Source organism: Paenibacillus sp. JJ-223, from assembly GCF_927798175.1.
Classification (GTDB): Bacteria; Bacillota; Bacilli; order Paenibacillales; family Paenibacillaceae; genus Paenibacillus; species Paenibacillus hubeiensis.
Genome location: NZ_CAKMMP010000004.1, coordinates 112,620 through 130,720 on the forward strand (window position 1 = coordinate 112,620; position 18,101 = coordinate 130,720).

The 18,101-nt window shown below is 53.9% G+C and carries 23 protein-coding genes; 1 reads left to right on the forward strand and 22 read right to left on the reverse strand.

What is annotated here, in order from left to right; genetic code table 11:
• Positions 1 to 44 precede the first annotated feature (44 nt).
• The 19 genes from L6H98_RS09060 to modA all read right to left on the reverse strand — a co-directional run bounded on the left by L6H98_RS09060 (position 45) and on the right by modA (position 15,749).
• A complete protein-coding gene (locus tag L6H98_RS09060) occupies positions 45 to 761 on the reverse strand; it encodes a glycosyltransferase (protein ID WP_236414499.1) in 717 nt (238 codons plus the stop codon).
• Positions 758 to 1,699, reverse strand: coding sequence for an NAD-dependent epimerase/dehydratase family protein (locus L6H98_RS09065; protein WP_236414500.1), 942 nt, complete (start codon positions 1,697 to 1,699; stop codon positions 758 to 760). The genes L6H98_RS09060 and L6H98_RS09065 overlap by 4 nt, the downstream gene beginning before the upstream one ends.
• Positions 1,681 to 2,508: an SDR family oxidoreductase gene (locus tag L6H98_RS09070; protein ID WP_236414502.1), complete on the reverse strand. Its 828-nt coding sequence runs from the start codon at positions 2,506 to 2,508 to the stop codon at positions 1,681 to 1,683. The genes L6H98_RS09065 and L6H98_RS09070 overlap by 19 nt, the downstream gene beginning before the upstream one ends.
• Positions 2,505 to 3,491, reverse strand: a complete 987-nt coding sequence (locus L6H98_RS09075) for a polysaccharide biosynthesis protein (RefSeq protein ID WP_236414503.1) — start codon at positions 3,489 to 3,491, stop codon at positions 2,505 to 2,507. The genes L6H98_RS09070 and L6H98_RS09075 overlap by 4 nt, the downstream gene beginning before the upstream one ends.
• Complete coding sequence (wecB, locus tag L6H98_RS09080) at positions 3,484 to 4,575, reverse strand: UDP-N-acetylglucosamine 2-epimerase (non-hydrolyzing) (protein WP_236414505.1); 1,092 nt, start codon at positions 4,573 to 4,575, stop codon at positions 3,484 to 3,486. Before wecB ends, L6H98_RS09075 begins: the two co-directional genes overlap by 8 nt.
• Before the next feature lie 38 nt (positions 4,576 to 4,613).
• Complete coding sequence (locus L6H98_RS09085) at positions 4,614 to 6,182, reverse strand: glycosyltransferase family 4 protein (protein WP_236414507.1); 1,569 nt, start codon at positions 6,180 to 6,182, stop codon at positions 4,614 to 4,616.
• A 62-nt stretch (positions 6,183 to 6,244) separates the two neighbouring features.
• Positions 6,245 to 7,384: a glycosyltransferase gene (locus L6H98_RS09090; protein ID WP_236414509.1), complete on the reverse strand. Its 1,140-nt coding sequence runs from the start codon at positions 7,382 to 7,384 to the stop codon at positions 6,245 to 6,247.
• 47 nt (positions 7,385 to 7,431) lie between these two features.
• Entirely contained in the window at positions 7,432 to 8,526 is a 1,095-nt protein-coding gene (locus L6H98_RS09095) for a DUF3880 domain-containing protein (RefSeq protein WP_236414511.1), read from the reverse strand.
• Positions 8,527 to 8,787: 261 nt separating this feature from the next.
• Positions 8,788 to 9,120, reverse strand: a complete 333-nt coding sequence (locus L6H98_RS09100) for a hypothetical protein (protein WP_236414513.1) — start codon at positions 9,118 to 9,120, stop codon at positions 8,788 to 8,790.
• A gap of 1 nt (position 9,121) precedes the next feature.
• Positions 9,122 to 9,421 carry a hypothetical protein gene (locus tag L6H98_RS09105; RefSeq protein WP_236414515.1) on the reverse strand — a complete coding sequence of 100 codons (300 nt, stop codon included), beginning with the start codon at positions 9,419 to 9,421 and terminating at the stop codon, positions 9,122 to 9,124.
• Positions 9,418 to 9,759: a restriction endonuclease subunit S gene (locus tag L6H98_RS09110; RefSeq protein WP_236414517.1), complete on the reverse strand. Its 342-nt coding sequence runs from the start codon at positions 9,757 to 9,759 to the stop codon at positions 9,418 to 9,420. Before L6H98_RS09110 ends, L6H98_RS09105 begins: the two co-directional genes overlap by 4 nt.
• A gap of 24 nt (positions 9,760 to 9,783) precedes the next feature.
• Positions 9,784 to 10,074 carry a nucleoside-diphosphate sugar epimerase gene (locus L6H98_RS09115; protein ID WP_236414519.1) on the reverse strand — a complete coding sequence of 97 codons (291 nt, stop codon included), beginning with the start codon at positions 10,072 to 10,074 and terminating at the stop codon, positions 9,784 to 9,786.
• Between the two features lie 124 nt (positions 10,075 to 10,198).
• Complete coding sequence (locus L6H98_RS09120; protein WP_236414521.1) at positions 10,199 to 10,951, reverse strand: amino acid ABC transporter ATP-binding protein; 753 nt, start codon at positions 10,949 to 10,951, stop codon at positions 10,199 to 10,201.
• Positions 10,948 to 11,658: an amino acid ABC transporter permease gene (locus tag L6H98_RS09125; RefSeq protein ID WP_236414523.1), complete on the reverse strand. Its 711-nt coding sequence runs from the start codon at positions 11,656 to 11,658 to the stop codon at positions 10,948 to 10,950. Before L6H98_RS09125 ends, L6H98_RS09120 begins: the two co-directional genes overlap by 4 nt.
• 4 nt (positions 11,659 to 11,662) lie before the next feature.
• Positions 11,663 to 12,406 (reverse strand): amino acid ABC transporter permease, encoded by a 744-nt coding sequence (locus tag L6H98_RS09130; protein ID WP_236414525.1) that lies wholly within the window; start codon positions 12,404 to 12,406, stop codon positions 11,663 to 11,665.
• 23 nt (positions 12,407 to 12,429) lie between these two features.
• Positions 12,430 to 13,230: a transporter substrate-binding domain-containing protein gene (locus L6H98_RS09135; protein ID WP_290371436.1), complete on the reverse strand. Its 801-nt coding sequence runs from the start codon at positions 13,228 to 13,230 to the stop codon at positions 12,430 to 12,432.
• A 309-nt stretch (positions 13,231 to 13,539) separates the two neighbouring features.
• Positions 13,540 to 13,872 (reverse strand): hypothetical protein, encoded by a 333-nt coding sequence (locus L6H98_RS09140; RefSeq protein WP_236414530.1) that lies wholly within the window; start codon positions 13,870 to 13,872, stop codon positions 13,540 to 13,542.
• A 324-nt stretch (positions 13,873 to 14,196) separates the two neighbouring features.
• On the reverse strand, positions 14,197 to 14,880 hold the full coding sequence (gene modB, locus L6H98_RS09145) for a molybdate ABC transporter permease subunit (RefSeq protein WP_236414532.1): 684 nt from the start codon (positions 14,878 to 14,880) through the stop codon (positions 14,197 to 14,199).
• The gene (modA, locus tag L6H98_RS09150; protein ID WP_236414533.1) at positions 14,877 to 15,749 is read right to left on the reverse strand and encodes a molybdate ABC transporter substrate-binding protein; all 873 of its coding nucleotides are present in this window, start codon (positions 15,747 to 15,749) and stop codon (positions 14,877 to 14,879) included. The genes modB and modA overlap by 4 nt, the downstream gene beginning before the upstream one ends.
• Positions 15,750 to 16,026: 277 nt before the next feature.
• Here modA and L6H98_RS09155 point away from each other — a divergent pair, with 277 nt between their 5' ends.
• A complete protein-coding gene (locus L6H98_RS09155) occupies positions 16,027 to 17,088 on the forward strand; it encodes a helix-turn-helix transcriptional regulator (protein WP_236414534.1) in 1,062 nt (353 codons plus the stop codon).
• Positions 17,089 to 17,122: 34 nt separating this feature from the next.
• Here L6H98_RS09155 and L6H98_RS09160 read toward each other — a convergent pair whose 3' ends face one another.
• From L6H98_RS09160 to rpsN, 3 genes are all read right to left on the reverse strand, one after another.
• Entirely contained in the window at positions 17,123 to 17,383 is a 261-nt protein-coding gene (locus L6H98_RS09160) for a hypothetical protein (RefSeq protein WP_236414888.1), read from the reverse strand.
• Positions 17,340 to 17,738 carry a DUF3024 domain-containing protein gene (locus L6H98_RS09165; protein WP_236414535.1) on the reverse strand — a complete coding sequence of 133 codons (399 nt, stop codon included), beginning with the start codon at positions 17,736 to 17,738 and terminating at the stop codon, positions 17,340 to 17,342. The genes L6H98_RS09160 and L6H98_RS09165 overlap by 44 nt, the downstream gene beginning before the upstream one ends.
• A 69-nt stretch (positions 17,739 to 17,807) precedes the next feature.
• Positions 17,808 to 18,077 (reverse strand): 30S ribosomal protein S14, encoded by a 270-nt coding sequence (rpsN, locus tag L6H98_RS09170; RefSeq protein WP_236414536.1) that lies wholly within the window; start codon positions 18,075 to 18,077, stop codon positions 17,808 to 17,810.
• Positions 18,078 to 18,101 lie beyond the last annotated feature (24 nt).

Consider the following 18,101-nt stretch of genomic DNA (forward strand, 5'->3'; position numbering starts at 1 on the left):
AACAAAAAAGGGAGGCTGCCTTAAGTCAGCCATCCCCAGGATGCTTAACCTCCCAATACCGCGATACGATGCAGCAGCGCTCCCCGATATCTGTTCCATACCATGGAAGCTTCTCTTCCGATCTTTTCCGCATGCCGCAGCGATCCCATTCCTTCATGCCATCGATAAGCGGTTAGCGGCACGTTCAGATACGAAAAACGATATCCGTTCAGGACGATTCGCAGCCATAAGTCCAGATCATGCGTATAGGGCAAATGCTCATCAAAGAGCCCCACGGCGGAAAATAAATCTTTACGGATCATGACCGTGCACCCATTCACCGGATTGCTTTCCACGAAGCGGCGCAGCAGCCCGATTTCGTCTACCGGTTCGATCCCGCAGTTCATGCGCGTTACCGCCGATTGCCCATTGATATAATGGAAGTTGGTATGTGATATCAACGTCCCCTGTTCGCGCATCAACCCCACCTGAAGGCGGATTTTGTCTGGATATAAGAAATCGTCCGAACTGAGCCAAGCGACGTATTCTCCCGAAGCATGGCGAATGCCGTGATTGAGAGCAGATGCCGTTCCTCCGTTGCTTTTCCCCAGCACATTGATATGCGGCAGATAGGGCTGGAGCCGTTCGGCATGCGCGGTGGAGCCGTCATTCACCACGATAACCTCCACATCGCTGTAGGTTTGGTCCAAAGCACTTTGAATCGCCTGAGGCACATAGGGGCAATTGTAAAAAGGGATGATAATCGAAACCCTGGGATTCACCTGCTCAACCTCCCCAGCCCTGACCGGGCATCCTCTAGAATATCCCGAAGCGACTGCGAAAAAGAAATCATCGGTTTCCAACCAAGGTTCCGGAGCAACGAGGCACCTTCCTGGTCCCCCGCTCCATCCGGACCGGAAGAGGCATGATCCCAACGCACGGGAATTTCAGCGTCGGACATTCCTAACAGCGCATCTGCGATCTCTCCCAGGCTTCGTTCCTTGCCGGAAACAACGGGGTATACAACGCCGGACGTTCCTTTAATCAACAAGGTGGCGTAAGCACGTACGGCATCCCGCACATCCAGATAGTCACGGGTGCTTTCCCTGCCGGACAGTCCGAAAGCTTCCGTCTTGCCCGCGATTTCGCAAGCCGCTATATGGCGTGCCAGCAGGGAACATATGCCCGTGGAAGGTCCTGCGCCAATGAGGTTTCCCGGTTCGGCAAGCATGATTTGTTGACCGAACAGGGACATCCAGGCCAGGGATACCGTCTCCTCCAGCGCTTTGCTTAGACTGTACGGGTGAGACGGCTGGGGAGGCAAACCCGGCATTGGAACATATTTCAGCCGGGAGCCCACGATCACGATTCTTGCCGCCTTGAAATTGCGAAGAGCATCGAGCAAATACAAGGCGGCCATGACATTGCTTTCTATAGCAAGGATCGGATTGGCCCAGGAGTCCGGAACGGAGTTTTTCCCCGCCAGATGCAATACGTCGTCCGGCTGCACTTTGGTGACAAGCCGGCATACCTGTTCTTTGTCGTTCAAATCGCATACATGCACGGCTACGCCTTCCCCGAACGAGTGCGATCCTGCTTTCCTGACCACGGCGACCACTCTGGCGCCCATGGATTGAAAATAGGCTACGGCGTGCCGACCGGTGAAACCGGTGGCACCCGTAATGAGCACTTTCCTGCCTTTCAGCTCCGTTCCATCCATAACGCTAGCTCCTTCAGCATCGTAGGATAGTCCGGGAAGTTCGTCTGCACGTCCGCACGCGTGCATACCAACGTACGGTCCTGCACCACCCGGTCATCCGGAACGATGTTGACGTCCCGTTTGTCCCAGGTCTTCTGAAACAGTACAAGCAGGTCATGCTTGCTGATCGGCTTGGGGTGTGCGAGATGGATGAGGCCGCTCACCGGCGAAGCCAGGTAATGATCCACCCACTTTGCCAGTTCGAGCGTTGTTACCCCGTTCCAGAAGACACGGGTATACCCCCCGACCTCCCCTTTGGTCGACATGAACCAGTGCATGAGGCCAATGCCGCTCTTTCGGATTTCAGGTCCGATGATGGACGTCCGGATCGTCAGATGCCCGGCATCGTGCACTTCTCCAAGCGCTTTGGTGATTGCGTAGGCGGACGTCCCGTCCGTGGCGTCATCCTCCCGGTAGGCTCCCCGGTCCCCGCTGAATACGCAATCCGTGCTGATGTGGATCAGGCGCGCGCCGATCGTATCCGCGACGCGGCGCAAGCGATGCGGCAGGAAACCGTTGATATGGTATGCCGCGATCTTATCTATATCCGCAAAGCTGTTCAGCACGCCCACCGCATTAATGATGACGTCCGGATGGACCGCTTCGACGATCCGGTCGACCATGAAGCTGTCGTTCACGTCGAGCAGCAAACCACCCGGGTCTGCTGCATCCCGTGTCGTGTAGAACAGATGGTGCCGCCCCTGACGGCGGAAATATTCGACCAGCATATGGCCGGCCATGCCGTTTCCTCCAAGGACAAGCAGCTTCATGATAAGAATCCTCCGCGCTTCAGAATATCGCGAATTTCGTCCTTCGTCATCAACTGATGCTCCGAACTGAAGCTGCTGAAGGATACCGGGCGGCAGTGGCTGTAATGCTCCCGAAGTCCCGGAATGCCGACCGTAGGCAAGATGACCAAGTACTGCTCGTCATAAACAACGGTGGTCATGCTCTCGAACTCGCTCATCAATATTTCGTGGATTTTCTCTCCTGGACGCGTGCCACTTTCCACGATCGATACGTCCGCCACGCCCGAATCCTCGATCAGCACTTCAGCCAGATCCACGATTTTGCATGTCGGCATCGTCATCACGAAAATTTCGCCGCCCACGCTCTCCACGGATGCTTTGAACAGCAGCGAGATGGCATCCTTCAAGGTAAGGAAGAAGCGGGTCATTTTCAAGTCGGTGATGGACACCTCGCCCTTTTGGCGAATCTGGTTTTTGAACAGGTGCACCACGCTGCCGTTGGTACCGAGCACATTGCCGCCGCGGACCGTAACGAATTTGGTATTGCTGTTCAGCAGATTGGCATACACGATCAGCTTCTCGCCGATCGCCTTGGTCATGCCGTAAAAGTTGGACGGATTGGCCGCTTTGTCTGTCGAAATATAGATCACTTTCTTAACATGGTTTTCAATGGCCGCCTCAATGACGTTTTGCGTACCGATCACATTCGTTTTCAACGCCTCATATGGCTGGTCCTCGCAGACCGGCACGTGTTTGAGGGCTGCGAGGTGGAACACATAATCCACGTTCTGGCACGCCGCGCTGATCGCTTCCTTGTCGCGAATGTCACCGATCCGGAAATGAAGACGGGAATCCTCGAATTCGCGGCTCATCGCAACCTGGCTTGATTCGTTGCGGGAGTATACGACGATTTGTTTCGGCCGCTGGGGAAGCAGCTGGGCGACCAGCTCATACCCCCACGATCCGGTCCCGCCAGTCACGAGTATACGCTTATTTTCAAACATTCAATTTCCCCCCAAGCAGAAATTTGACCACAATGCCGGATACATTCTTTGCTTTATAGCCGTCGGGACATTCCCAGTCGGCTGGAAGAGCGGTCATGACTTTGACGCAATCGGCAATGCGGTCTGCATCGAGTCCGGATACCACATTGCTGCCGCAATCCACGGTTTCGGGACGCTCCGTCGTGCGGCGCATGGTGACGGTTGGCACGCCCATAATGCAGCATTCTTCCTGCACCGTCCCGCTATCGGTCAGCGCGCACCGGGCGTGCCGTTCCAGCATGACAAAGTCGAAAAACCCGAAAGGCTCATGGAATTCCACCAAGGGATGCATCTCCAATTCCAAATGCTCGGCGATCCGGATGGCCGTGCGAGGGTGAATGCTGCAAATGATGCGCTGCCCTTGTTCTTTGGCTACGCGGTTCAACCCCTTCATGATCTCCAGCAAATGCGGAGGATGGTCCACGTTTTCGGCTCGATGGGCGGTAACCAGAAAGTATTGGCCGGGTTTGAGTTTTAGCTTGTTTAGAATATTGCTCGCGCTCACCTGCCGATCATAATGTTGCATCACTTCATATATCGGATTGCCCGTCAGCACGATGCGGCGGCTCGGCACGCCTTCCCTGACGAGATGTTTCTTGCTCTGCTCCGTATAAGGCATGTTGATGGTCGATATGGCATCGATCACCCTGCGATTTTTTTCTTCGGGAACGTCGAGATCGAAGCAGCGGTTGCCTGCTTCCATATGAACGACGGGAATGCCCATGCGTTCTGCCAACACGGCGCAAAGCGCGCTGTTGGTATCGCCGAGGAGCAGCACCTTGTCTGGCTTCTCTTGGCGCAGGATATCCTCCATTTGGGTAAACATTGAGGATAACTGTCTCCCAAGCGAGGCTGCCTCATCCTGAAGCACGTAATCCGGCGCACGCAGACCCAACTCCTTGAAAAACAGGCCGCTCAGGCTTTCCGTGAAATTCTGTCCGGTATGGACCAAAACATGTTCGGCTGCATACTGGTCCAGCTTGGAGATGATGAGGCTGAGACGAATGATCTCCGGTCTTGTGCCCAGCACCGTCATGATTTTCATCGCTATCCCTGCCTTCGTCGTAAAATGGATGTCGGCTGTCAAGCCAGCCTTCGCTTACGGGTTTTAACTTTTACGGCTCGCGAGGGGCGCTTCCTTTTGCTCGCCCGCCCTTTTCTGCCTCCGGTCCTTGCTTTGCGGCCCAGCATCCTCCGTTTGGCCAAACGGTTGCCGCTTTCCCTGCGCTTTCTTCTTTTCTTGCCTCGCTTGACGGCCGCGGGATACATGAGCGGGCCATCCCCTCCCCCGCTCCCTCCCTCAATGGCAAGCGGGGGAAGAGGAGATTTGGGCAGGGCCTCGATGACGGATAGCGGGAACCGCTTTGCACTCACTCCGTTCCGTTCAGATACCAATACGGTACGAAGCCCTCCTTCTCCCCATCCATATACAGGACCCGTGGGCGACTGAATATACGGGAACCATCCGGGAAAACGCAACAACCACCGGGTCACCATCGCGTGCAGCGAGGTTCTGTACGCATCGTTTCCATACAGCCGTTCGGCCTCCGCCCGGTTTCTCCACCCCGTATCGGAAGCTAATTCCTCATTGTCGATCAGACGGGCGGCCAGCTCCGCGAGCGCCGCGCTGTCCCCTGGCGGCGCAAGAAACTCGCCGCTGCCGACGCCCTCCATCAGTTCAGCCAGCCCGCCCTGCGTGAAAGCGATGACCGGTTTGGCAAAGTGCATGCCCTCCAGCGCGGTCATGCCGAAACCTTCCTTCACCATGCTTGGAATGACCAGAATATCCATGGCAGGATAGGCCATCGAAACGTTTTCCACGAATGGGGTCATCTCGAATCGACGCTGGTAACCCGATTTTTTGACCCGCGATATGCATGCATCGTAATACTTTTTGTCCGCCGGCGTGCCGATGATCCAGAAACGGGCCCGCGGATGCGTTTCGCAGATTCGCAGGCACATATCCACGAAAGGTTTCAGTCCCTTGGCATCATGGATGAAAGAGGATATATAACCTATGCAGACATGCGACGATTTGAAGCCGAGTTCCTTCCGCTTCCGTTCCCTGAAGTACAGCCATCGGTCCGGGGCAGGCAGAGAGGAATCCCACGTAGGAGGCAGAACCGTGAGTTTGTCTTCGATCCCGGCTTCTCGAAAAGGCAAGGCCGCTGCATTGGAGATCGTAATGATCCAATCGGAGTAGCCGGCGATCAAGCGAATGGCGTCCTGCAGATGATCCGTGGACTGCATAATCTCGGTGATCTTCCAGATGACGGGGATTTGCAATGATTTCGCCGCAATTGCAGGCAGGACGTTGACGCAGGTATTGGTCAGGACGAGATCAGGGCCGGTTTCCCTGATCAGGGAAACCACGGCCTGGAATTCAGGTTTATGGCGCAGTTGTTCAGCATCGTCCCCAATGCCCTTATATGGCGTATAAACGTCATATAACAGCGGGAACTCGCAGACCTTGACCCGGATCCCCGATCTTTGGGCAAGCCCGGCAAGCTTCCCTTCACGGGGAACGACCAGCACGCAGTCGAAAATGGTGCCCATCTCCCTCATGAAATGAAGCAGGAGCTTTTCCGCTCCCGTAATGCTGCGGGTATTGCATACATGGGAGAACAACATCAATTTCGGTCTAGTCTCCATGGCCGCACGGGCCCGTGCATGTCGGCATGCAGAGCCCTATGCACACCTCCTCTAACCTGAATTTAAGAGAAGACGACGGACAGCAATTCATTGATCCGTTTGCCGTACGTGTGATCCTTCAAGGTCCGTTCGAGCCCGCGCAGCGCGATCTCTCGGCGCTCCTTCTCGTGGGTCAGATAATATTCGACCTTTTCGATCAATTCCTGCGGAGAGGCATACGTTTCGATCTCCACTCCCGGCTGGTAAAATCTCGTTAAGTCATCGCGCGCATCCGTGAGTTGGAGCGTCGCACACGCCGCAATTTCGAACGTTCTTGGGTTCGGCGAGGCCGGAGGTATCCGCAAATGGTTGTTGTTGACCGAATCGTCTTCATGCGAACGGTGCAGGTTAATGACGAGTTTGGTGCCGTTGTATACGTCGTTGGTTTCCTGGGGATTCATCCAGCGGCCAAGCTCTATTTTTTCGCCGTAAGCCTCGTAGCCGGGCAGGCGATCCCACCAAATCCCGTTAAATACCGTGTTGTGGGACATTAATTGGGCCATGATCGGATTGAAGAAATACACCCGGTTCCAATAGGCCGAGCCAATGAAGCTTACGTCGCGTTTCAGCGGGGACGGGGTAGTAATCGGAAAGTAATGCGACGTATAAGCCGCAAACGGCAGGTAATGCACCGAAGCGCAACCGTTCTGACGGTAAAGCTCCACGCAATTTAGTTCTAATGTAAAGACATGATCGAAATGCTTCGATACTTCCAGCGTCATGTCGGTGTAATAAGGATCGTCGGTCAACCAGATGGCTGTCGGTATGCCTGCCTGACGGATGGCATCGATTTGGTCCAGCGGCAGGTCCATGCCGTCCAGGGCAAGCACAAGGTTCGGACGGGTCGCCAATGCAGTTTCGGCAATGGGTTGACGCGGATCGGATAAAGTGACTTTAGCCACCATACTCTGCAAGGTTGCGGCGATCGCTTCATCCAATGGGGAATACGGGAAGCCTTTGCCCGATGAAATATACATGATATGCACGGGGCGAAAAGGAAGCGGCTCCTTAGCACAATTGACAATATAGTTTGCGCGTCCGCGCAGATAGCCTTCCTCCTTGCCAGCTTCGTATCCGGCACGCTGCCCGTTTTTGCGTGCCTGGTCAGCCAAACCGAGCACCGGGACATGAGACTGTCTGTGTTTACGGTGTTTGATAGGCATATTGCCACTCCTTTGTATGGGGATCATTCCGATCCCTGAATAAGAACCTACAGATGTTCCAGAAGCTGAGACATGCGTCTCGCAAAAGTATGGCGACTCATCGTGGTGATCAGTCCGCGCATCGCTATAGCCAGGCGCTTATCCTCGTTCTCGAGGTAGTATTGGATCTTGTACCGAAGTTCGGACGCGGAAGCGAAAGTTTCGATATCGTATCCTGGCCGGTAATATAGCGGGAGATCGGCGCGCAGGTCCGTAATTTGCATCGTTCCACACGCGCTGATTTCATAGGTGCGCGGGTTGATGGACCGGCCTTCGATCTGGTGCACATTGCGATTGTCCTCCCCGGACTTATCCGTGCGATGAACATTGATAACGATTTTGGCTCCATTGTAATAATCCACCGTCGCGTTGGGATCGATCCAACCTTCATGCAGAAAACGTCCCAACAGATCCGAGCGCTTCAGGCGATTCCACAGACCTCCTGCGATGAATACCTTTTTTCCGGCAAGAAAAGGAGCCAACTCGTCGAACAGTGCGATTCGGTTCCAGAAGCCCGTTCCAATAAAACACACGTCATACTGGTGCTGAGGCTCGGCCCTCCGCGGCTGAAACATTTCCGGATTAACCGCAAGCGGAAGATAGATGACCCGACTGGCTCCGTGTTGATGATAAAAAGCGACCGTCGCTTCCTCATGGGTGAATACCACGTCGTAATGACGGCAAATTTCCAGCGTGTCCTCGGTAAAATAAGGATCATCCACAAACCACACCGCCGTTTTGATCCCCAACCCACGTATGCCGTTTACCTGCTCCAGGTGGTCCGCAGGAAATACATGCAACCCATTCATGACCAACACAACATCCGGCCTATGCTGAGCCGCTTCCTGCAGCATCGCTGCAGGGGAACCGACGATGCATTCGCGTACCGATTGCTTCAATGCTCCAATGACGCCAGCATCGATGGCATCGAACCCCTGAGGAATGTAAAGCACCTTTATATCGCGCAATGGCGGCTTGAACCCCTCCACTCTTGCCATCACGGCCTGACAACCACCGAATCTGCGGCCTTCCGCGTATCCGCAGCGATATGCCGCTTCCGATTCCGTCAATGGCCGGTGCCTTTTTTTTGTCACATCCTTCACCCTGACTTCCTGCAGGAGAACCCGAATTGGATTCTCCCCGAGATTTGATCTTCCCTCTAAAGGATATGCCCTAGGGTCAGATGCATCATGGACGGCTGTCCTGCTGAGCGCAAAATTGGCGCATGCCCGAGCCAATAGCCTGTACGGGCATGTCCGCTCCTGCGGGGACGCAAAAAAACCCGGGGGAAATATCCCGCCGGGCAACATCATGCCGCTGGTCCGGATGAATGAGACGGTCTGGAAAATGACTCCATTAGTCTGTTACTGCGCCTTGTACGCCAGTTGATGTCCGTCCTCGAATCCCTTCGCGAAACCCGCGTTGAATCCCTCGTTGTAAGCTTCGTTGTATCCCTGGCCGTACGCATTGTCCGGATTGGGGTCGGTGGGCGTAGCCGGCGCGACCGATTGTACGGGATCTTGGCGCCGTACGGCCGTACGTTTCTTTTTTCTAAGCCACGCTTTGCGTCCCCGAAGCGTGCGTTTGCGAAGCACGGGTTTGCTTTTGGCGGCTCGCGGCTTGCGAACTTTGCGCAGACGAGCACCGCGAGCTACGAGCGCTCTTTTTTTCAACCCTACTTTTTTCTTCTTCAACATCTCAACATTCCTCCTGTATGCCCGGAACGATGCGTACTGCATATCCGGGTTCTTTGAGCCACGGCACGCTTGGCTCTCCCTGCTGAATGCGGGCCAGCCTGATTCCCGTCACCATACAGGACATTTCTTCCTGATACCGGCTCAGCAAACGAATATTCTCGGCAATACTGCGAGCGGACAGCTCCGAAATGGCGGATACGCTGGCTACGCTGTCCAGAATACGGGCTAACGCCTCCTGGCTGTGCGCAATGGATTCAATGAGAGCCAGCTTGACTTCCTGTTCACGCCTCAACAGATTCATTTTCCCATGTCCCCCATGTCCATACCGCCAAACATGCCTCCGTCCATGCCGCCTTCTTGCTCATTCTCATCCTTGACCATCAGTGCTTTCAGGTTGTTGCACAGGCCGGTCTCCATCCGTGTTAAGCCTTCCAGCACTTCAATGAGCTGATCATGTACTTTGAGCGGCTCTGCCACCTGATCACCGTGGGTCAGAAACGTGTCGCCGTTCAGATGATTCAACATCCATGTCCTCACCTTTTCGGCCTCGATCGCCTTGGCCTCCAGAATAAGCGCAATATTCCACTGCATCTTCGCTGCCGCATCCAACATCTGAATCAAGCTCTTCTCTTTGCTCATGCCCCTTCACCCGCCTTCCGGGCCCTATTCTTCTTCTTCTTGATCCGCCATTTCACGCATAACCTGGGTCAATGTTTCGGCTACCGCCTCCTCCAGATCCGCCAAGCCTCCCAAGTAGGAGATGATGCTTTTGTTGATGTTTCCCGAGCTGCCCAACAGACCCTCAACGCCATCGAGCTCCGGCTCGATATCCGGCAAATGATTGATGATTTCAGCCATGCGCACAGCGACTTGGCGCTTGGCATCCAGCACGCGTGCAAGCTGTTGGTGGGATTGTGCAATGTGCGAGAATATTTCATCGATCTTGCTCTGCATGGTTCTCCTCCTAACCGATGCGGCCTGTTCAATCCATACGAAAAACCCGGCCTATCAGCATTTGCCTGCTACAGCATATGCCGGGCCGGGATCGTCAGTTACTCCAGCTTGCGCCTATATATCGTCAAATCACATAACTCCAATCCGGCGAATACCGGCTGAGGAACTGGCGAGTTCGTTCCTGCTTGGGCCTCACAAAAATTTCCTCGGGCGCGCCTTCTTCGACAATGCTGCCTCCATCCATGAAAACGACGTGATTCGCCACCTCGCGGGCAAAACCCATCTCATGCGTAACCACAATCATTGTGATCCCTTCCTGGGCAATGGAGCGGATGACGGACAACACCTCGCCTACCAACTCCGGATCGAGGGCGGATGTCGGCTCGTCGAACAGGATGACTTCCGGATTGAGCGCCAGCGCCCGGGCAATACCCACCCGCTGCTGCTGTCCACCCGAAAGCATGCTGGGATAGGATGCGATTTTGTCCGATAAGCCCACCTGATCCAGGACGCGAAGGGCACGCTGGCGAGCCTCCTCTTTAGGGACCCTTTGGGCCACGATGAGTCCTTCCGTCACGTTCTCCAGCACCGTTTTGTGTTTGAACAGGTTATAATGCTGAAACACCATTGCCGTCTTGCGCCGAAGCTGCAATATATCCTGCTTCTTTGCATGTTTGCAATCGACGGTTAATCCGCTGATATCGACTTGCCCCTCATCTGCCCGTTCCAAAAAATTGACGCACCGCAGCAGCGTGGTTTTGCCTGAACCGCTCGGGCCGAGAATCGCCACGACGTCCCCTTGCTCCACGGTGAGGTCTATGCCTTTCAGTACCTCCTGTTTGGCAAACGATTTGCGTATGTTGGTCAACGTAATCATGAGACCCCTCCTTTGCTGTACCTTGCAACCCTGCGCTCAAGCAGCGCCGTGATCCGCTCGGCAATGATGGTCAATCCCCAGTAAATGAAAGCCGCGGCGATAAAGGCCTCCAGAAACTTCAGGCTGACCGAGGCCACGACGTCCGCCTTGCCCAAAATATCCATCTGGGATACGGTAAAGGCCAGCGTCGAGCCGTGCAAAAAACCGACAAACATGCTGCACAGATTCGGCAGCACTGCCCCGATAGCCTGCGGAATAATGATCCTCCGCAATGCCTGGAGCGTGGTCATTCCTACGGCGCGTGCCGCTTCCATCTGTCCCGGGTCCACCGCAAGAATGCCGGAGCGGATGATTTCGGACATGTAAGCTCCCGCCGTGAGAGAGAAGGCCAGCAGCACGAAAACTAGAATCGGAATCGATGCCGAATGAAACCCCCAGCCGTAACGCTCCGACAATTTGTCGATAATCATCGGGATGCCGTAATAAATGAGAAACAAATGCATCAGCATCGGTGTGCCGCGGAAGAACGATACATAGAACCCGGCCGCCCGATGAATCCATCGCACCCGGTAGATACGGATCAGCGCGGTGGCGAGCCCGATGCCCAAACCGGCGATGAGCGGAACAATCGTAATGACAAGCGTCAGCGGCAATGCCTTCAGGATCTGGAAAAAAGACGTGAATATAAAATGGAAATCAATCGACATAGGTTCACCCCGCAATCCGTTTCAGCCATTTGGCGCTGGCTGGCGGCAGGCCCGCTTCGTTTTTGCGCTCATGGCGCTGCAACCTGCGTTCCGTGCGCGCGAAGCCTTTTTCCAGCACAATGACGATGATGTAATAAATGATCGACAGGCTGATGTAAACCTCCAACGCGTGGGAGGTTGCCGAAATCAGCGTTTGGCCTCTGCCCACCATATCCATGACGCCGATGGAAAAAGCCAGCGATGTATCCTTGAGCGAACCGATCAGCGTATTGGCCATGTTGGGAAAAGCGACGACCAACGCCTGCGGTACTACGATCCGGCGAAAAGATTGAAATGCCGTCATGCCCGCAGCATAGGCTGCCTCGGTCTGTCCTTTGTCCACGCTGCGCACCGCGCCGCGGAAAATCTCCGCAAAGGATGCCGCGTCGCTCAGCGCATAAGTCACGATGACGAACAGCAGCGGATCTGCCCGCGAAAGGTCAATGCCTAGCGGCTTCAACAGTTCCGGCAAGCCGTAGTACACCAGAAACAGCTTGATCAGAATCGGCGTGCCCCGCATAAAAGAGACATATAGGGTGGCCAGCTGGCTCAGCACCGGAACCCGATACAGCCTGGGGACAGCCAGCAGCAGTCCACCGACTAATCCTAGCACGATGGAGCCGCCGAGCACGATGAGCGTAATATGCAAATATCGCAGCAGTTCAGGCACGAAGTCCAGAACAAGCGACAGATCGAACGATTTTCCCATGTCTTCCCTACGCTCCTTTAGGTCTACTCCTCAACCGTATAATCCGCGCCAAGCCATTCGGTGCTTAGCTTGCTCAACGTGCCATCCTCTTTAATAGATTTGAGCGCTTCGTCGATTTTGCTCTTCAGTTCTACCTCATCCTTGTTCAGGATGAAATACACCTTGGAATTGGATAGGGTATCCCCCACCGTTTTCAATTGCGCATCCACGGCCTTGTTCTGATAATCGATGGCAAACGGCGTGCTGATCGTTGCGTCCACCCGGCCTGTTTTGATCTGGGTTATTGTGTCTTCACCGGCACCGGAGTAAACGATGTCGATGGCGTTGTCGTGCTCCGCATTCCACTTTTCAGCCAATACCGCCGCATTGCTTGTGGCGCCTACGATCAATTTTTTGCCTTTCAGGTCGTCGATGGATTTGACGTCCTGGTTTTTCTCGCTCACGACCACTTTATTAGGGAAAATGTTATAGGCTTCGTCATTGAACAGGAACTTGGCCTGCCTTTCCTCATTCACTTCCATCTGATGGGCGATGATGTCTATTTTTTTCGTTTCGAGGCTGAGCAGCAGGTTTTTGAACTCCATCGTGCTGAATTCGAATTCGTATTCCGGCAAACGTTTGTCGATTTCACGAATCAATTCCACGTCATAACCCGTCAGCTTGCCGTTTTCGTCAATGAAGCAAACGTTGGGAAACTGCGTGCCGGTCCCGACGATAATTTTCTTTACCGTGCCCTGACTGGAATTTGCCCCAGAGCTGGCCTCATCCGCTCCTCCTCCGGCACTGCAGCCTGCAAGCACCGCCAGCATGGTGATGAACAGCATCGCTGTCCGCATCTTTTTGATCCCCTTTTGCTTACCCATTCCCGATCTCCTCCAATGGCTTTGGCGCCAAATATGATGTGTCCTCCCATTCCCCTCTTCCGATTTATATTAACAACCATTCTTACTTGTATAGTCGGAATTAGATTGAACCAAGAATATCATCGCGCCCATGTCCAGGCAATATGCCAGGCAATAGGAGATGTTGATATCGTTATAGAATTTCTCTATTCCTGACGGTGGCCCCTCGCCAAAAAAGCCGCTCCCCTTGGACTCGTCCGGGAAACGGCTTCTTTCATTCATGATGCTATGCTATCTGCGACTGGCCCATTTGATTTTGCGGGCGATCTCTTCCCGCTGCACCTGCAGCAGTCCGATCCGTTCCTCCCATTTCTCCCGCTCATCATTCGATTGAGCCACTGGGAGCTGGCCCAGCAACCCAGTCAGTCGACTGTTGATTGTCGTAAATCTCGTCCATAATTCATCTTCAGGCGATTCCTGCCGCTCCACCCCGGGCTGAAAAATTTTGAGCTGATGGATAAGGGACTGCTGCCATTCCTGATCCTGAATTTGGATGGCAAAATGCAAAAGATCCAGATAGTCGTCGATTTGCAATGATACGCCGCAATCAGGTTTCGTTCTCATAGTCGTCTCTCCTTAGTTCAGTGCTTTGGTTGGAGTCAGTCTCTTCTATTTTACAGGATGAAGGTTCGTTTAGGCGATAGTTTGCAGAAGAAAAGTTGTAAATTTTTTGTTTAATCAGATGGTGATTTGCCACAATTGGATCCGGGCTTGCCGGATGCATAGAAGCTTTCAATGAACATATAGACATAGTTTGATTCCCCCTACACCCTATGCGAACATATTCGCGCAATCTCACACCAAATAACCCGCCTCAAGGACATCTTCCCTTGGTGCGGGTTATTTTGGAATCGATACAACGTACCCTTTCAGACCTGTCTGCACAGTTCAAGAGCCGTCTCGATGAGACTGCCTCGTACATAACAGCATTAAAAACGAAATGACGATGACGGCTCCCGTCCATGCCCAGGCCATGGGCTGATTTCCCGAATCCACAGCCACATAGATCGCGGTAGGCACTGTTTGCGTTTTGCCCGGAATGTTTCCCGCAATCATTAACGTAGCTCCGAACTCCCCAAGCGCCCGGGCAAAGCCCAGGATAAAGGCCGTCATGAGCGCCCTCCCGGCGAGTGGCAACGAAATATATCGAAATACTTGCCACTCGTTCGCACCGATAGATCTCCCGGCATCCTCCAGATCGCGGTCGATTCCCGCAAAACCGGACTTCATCGTCTGATAGACCAAAGGAAAAGCCACCACAACCGAGGCGATGACCGCAGCCCACCAGGTAAAAATGACCGGAGCGGAGAAAATCGCTTCAATCCATCGTCCGAGCAAGCTTTTGCGTCCGAGCAGCACCAGCAGCAAAAATCCGACGACCGTTGGCGGCAGCACCAAAGGGAGCATAAATGCCGTCTCCAGCAACACTTTGCCCCGAAACGAACGGCGGGACATGAACCAGGCTACGGCAATGCCCAGAACGGCCGCAACGATGCTGGATAATAACGCGACCTGCAACGATAAGCGAACGGGAGGCCAGAATGCCCCCCAATCGATGGTCGTTCCGCTCATTCCGCGATGGAGAAACCGTATTTGGTGAACACGTCCAGCACCTCGGGCGTTTGCAAATAGGCATAGAATTTTTCGGCTTCCGCACGATGCTTCGTAGCTGTGATAATACCTGCCGGGTAGTTGGCTGGCGTATAGCTGGCCTTGTCCACTTCAAAGGCAATCTTTACCTGGTCGGATGTCAAAGCATCCGTTTTGTACACGAAGCCTGCATCGGCATTGCCTGTCTCCACATATTGCAGCACCTGTCTAACATCCTTGCCCTGCACCAGCTTGCTTTCCAACTGGTCCCACAGTTTGGAGTAAGTCAGGGCTTCCTTGGCATATGTACCCGCAGGCACGCTTTCCGGAATGCCGATGGCTACGGTACGGATCGCATCAGATGTCAGATCCTTTTCGCTCGCGATGTTGTTTTGGCTATCTGCGGGCACGATGGCAACGAGTGCGTTTTGCAGCAGGTTTTTCTGGTCTGCCGAAGCGATCAGCTGTTCATCGACCAGTGCGTTCATGTTTTTGGTCGCAGCGGACACGAACACATCGGCCGGGGCTCCTTGTTCAATTTGCTGCTGCAGCGCTCCGGATGCTCCGAAATTAAAGCTTAAATCGATGTTTGGATTTTCGCTCTCAAATCCTTTTTCAATCTCGCCCATGGCATCCGTAAGACTTGCCGCCGCCGAGATGGTCAATGTTACTTTTTCCTGAGGCTCCGTACTGCCTGCAGAAGCGTTATCGCCAGTCGTTGCCGTCGTCGAAGCCGCTTGGTCACCCGTGGTGGCCGATTCTGCAGCATTGCTGTTTGCTCCGCAGCCGCTCAGCACCAACGCCAATCCCAATGTCATGCTTCCCAATATGTAACCCAATTTCTTTTTCATCCGGTCTCCCCCAATGTTATGTTTCGTTATAACTAGTTATAATTAATTATAATTCATTATACATAAGATCGATCAAATGAAAAGGTGACATAAAGCACACTTGCCCTATTTTTGGCTTTCTTTATGGCTCGCTGCGTCCCTTTTGGTTTATCGCGCCCGGCAGGAATGGTATAGTACAAGAGGCACGGTAAATTGAACACGCCCCCAACCGGAAGCGGAATCGCAGCAACGAACCATAGATGACATACATGTACCTTTTTGAAGGAGGCGCTTCACCATGACAGAGGAGCAGTCCTATACCACGGAGGAAATCTCCAAGCTGTTGAAAATATCCAAATTGACCGTATACGATCTGATTAAAAAAGGGGAACTGGTCGCCTACCGCGTCGGCAAACAGATGCGTGTCGATGCCACGGACCTGGAAGCCTATAAACGTCGCGCCAAACAGCTGCAATCTTCGGGGCAACGGGGACAGGACACCGGAGCTGCAGCCCCGTCCGCTTCGAGGCTCATTCACGAACATGCCGAGATTGCTGCCCATCCTGCGGCGGCGGCATCCGGGGACCTAGCGTTTTCGGCGCCACTTGCCCCTTCCCGCCCGGAGCAGGGTCATTTGCCCGGGGCGGGAGCGGCAAGGCATCTTGTCATAACAGGACAGGACGTTAGCTTGGACATTCTCATGCGGCATATGGAGAAACACACCGGAAACCTTCGTCCCTTGCGCTCCTTTATGGGCAGTCTGGACGGTCTTGTCTCGATGTATCGGGGAGAATCCGATCTGGTCAGCACCCATTTGCTCGACGGAGATACGGGGGAGTACAACTTGCCTTATATCCGCAAAATTTTGACCGGCAGGTCTTACTTCGTGGTAAACCTGTTGTCACGCCCTGCCGGCTTGTACGTGCAGCGCGGCAATCCCCGAGGGCTCCGGAACTGGACAGACCTTGAACAGCAGGGGCTCAGGCTCGCTAACCGGGAAAAAGGCTCCGGGGCCAGGGTTCTGCTCGATGAGCAGCTTCGTTTGCACGGCATCCCCGCCTCCAGCCTCTGGGGCTACGACCAGGAAGAAACCAGCCATATGGGCGTAGCGGCCAAAGTAAGCTCTGGCGAAGCCGATGTCGGAGTCGGCATCGAGAAGGCTGCGCGGATCGTAAGCGGGGTCGACTTCGTCCCATTGGTGCGGGAACGATACGATCTCGTCATGCTCAACACGAAAGGTAACGAAGCCTGGACGGAATCGGTGCTCCGCATCCTGCAGTCCCCGGAATTCAGGCAGGAACTTCAGGCCTTTGAAGGTTACGACGTCTCCCGGACCGGCGAAATTTTATTTGAAGCATAGGGCGGCGAGGCAAACGGAAGCAACATGATCTTTCTTATGCTTCATCTCGAACCCATACTATGGCTCGGATGATTGGAGCAAGAACCGTCCGTTTGGAAGTTTGGTCCCCTGCTCGCCTCCAAACATGCAAAAAACGCCGCTGCAGCTTCTCGCTGCGCGGCGTTTTCTTCTTTGCGGGCATCATGATGTCGTAACATTTGTCGCCATCCAGCGTCTTCCCGCCGTCATTGCAAATTCGCAGGGCTCTATTCTTATCGCCAAAACAGGCCTGCTTCATCCCGCTCCACTTGTTCAAGCAAATCCTCGAAGCAGGCTTGGGGTCCAATTCCATCTACCGTATGCCATGTGCACCCGCCTTCCGCAGGCGCATACACCTTCCACTGCTCCGATTCCCAACAAAAGCGTGCAATATGCTGTTTCTCCCAAGGGGTCTGCCTGTCTACGGGACGTTCTTCCGTCAGAATCAATTCGTCATTGTTGAGCTCGTATGTCAGCTTGACCATCGTTCGAAGCGATGCGGGAATTTTGGCGTCAATGTACCCGTTCAATAGTGCCTGGATATTGTAGAGGGTGAAGTCATCCACGATTGGTCTCATCTCCCGCAGCAGTCCAAATTTTAACGATTCATGATCGTTTTTAGGTTGCAACATATGCTTCATCTCATCGCACGTTCCTCGCTGCCCGTTTCATACATGAACAGGCTTTAACAAAACATGGCCTCACCAGCTCGATTTGGTTACCCCGGGAATTTGCCCTTTGTGGGCAAGCTCTCGAAACGCAATCCGGGATACTTTGAATTTGCGCAGATATCCTCTCGGTCTGCCGGTCAGCTCGCAGCGGTTTTTCAACCGGGTCGGAGAAGCGTTGCGGGGCAATTTTTGCAGTGCTTCATAATCTCCTTTTTCCTTCAGCTCCCGGCGGAGTTCAGCGTATTTGGCAACGGTTGCCTGTCGTTTTTGTTCACGGACGATTTTCGATTTTTTGGCCATGGTTGTACATTCCTTTCTGTTATA

Coding starts and splice junctions, on each gene's coding strand:
- L6H98_RS09120 (WP_236414521.1), bottom strand. CDS start 10,951: ATGATTACGTTGACCAACATACGCAAATCGTTTGCCAAACAGGAGGTA.
- modA (WP_236414533.1), bottom strand. CDS start 15,749: ATGAAAAAGAAATTGGGTTACATATTGGGAAGCATGACATTGGGATTG.
- L6H98_RS09115 (WP_236414519.1), bottom strand. CDS start 10,074: ATGCAGAGCAAGATCGATGAAATATTCTCGCACATTGCACAATCCCAC.
- L6H98_RS09070 (WP_236414502.1), bottom strand. CDS start 2,508: ATGAAGCTGCTTGTCCTTGGAGGAAACGGCATGGCCGGCCATATGCTG.
- L6H98_RS09155 (WP_236414534.1), top strand. CDS start 16,027: ATGACAGAGGAGCAGTCCTATACCACGGAGGAAATCTCCAAGCTGTTG.
- L6H98_RS09135 (WP_290371436.1), bottom strand. CDS start 13,230: ATGCTGTTCATCACCATGCTGGCGGTGCTTGCAGGCTGCAGTGCCGGA.
- L6H98_RS09110 (WP_236414517.1), bottom strand. CDS start 9,759: ATGAGCAAAGAGAAGAGCTTGATTCAGATGTTGGATGCGGCAGCGAAG.
- L6H98_RS09165 (WP_236414535.1), bottom strand. CDS start 17,738: ATGTTGCAACCTAAAAACGATCATGAATCGTTAAAATTTGGACTGCTG.
- L6H98_RS09075 (WP_236414503.1), bottom strand. CDS start 3,491: ATGTTTGAAAATAAGCGTATACTCGTGACTGGCGGGACCGGATCGTGG.
- modB (WP_236414532.1), bottom strand. CDS start 14,880: ATGAGCGGAACGACCATCGATTGGGGGGCATTCTGGCCTCCCGTTCGC.
- rpsN (WP_236414536.1), bottom strand. CDS start 18,077: ATGGCCAAAAAATCGAAAATCGTCCGTGAACAAAAACGACAGGCAACC.
- L6H98_RS09065 (WP_236414500.1), bottom strand. CDS start 1,699: ATGGATGGAACGGAGCTGAAAGGCAGGAAAGTGCTCATTACGGGTGCC.
- L6H98_RS09140 (WP_236414530.1), bottom strand. CDS start 13,872: ATGAGAACGAAACCTGATTGCGGCGTATCATTGCAAATCGACGACTAT.
- L6H98_RS09125 (WP_236414523.1), bottom strand. CDS start 11,658: ATGTCGATTGATTTCCATTTTATATTCACGTCTTTTTTCCAGATCCTG.
- L6H98_RS09085 (WP_236414507.1), bottom strand. CDS start 6,182: ATGGAGACTAGACCGAAATTGATGTTGTTCTCCCATGTATGCAATACC.
- L6H98_RS09105 (WP_236414515.1), bottom strand. CDS start 9,421: ATGAATCTGTTGAGGCGTGAACAGGAAGTCAAGCTGGCTCTCATTGAA.
- wecB (WP_236414505.1), bottom strand. CDS start 4,575: ATGAAAATCATGACGGTGCTGGGCACAAGACCGGAGATCATTCGTCTC.
- L6H98_RS09100 (WP_236414513.1), bottom strand. CDS start 9,120: ATGTTGAAGAAGAAAAAAGTAGGGTTGAAAAAAAGAGCGCTCGTAGCT.
- L6H98_RS09090 (WP_236414509.1), bottom strand. CDS start 7,384: ATGCCTATCAAACACCGTAAACACAGACAGTCTCATGTCCCGGTGCTC.
- L6H98_RS09130 (WP_236414525.1), bottom strand. CDS start 12,406: ATGGGAAAATCGTTCGATCTGTCGCTTGTTCTGGACTTCGTGCCTGAA.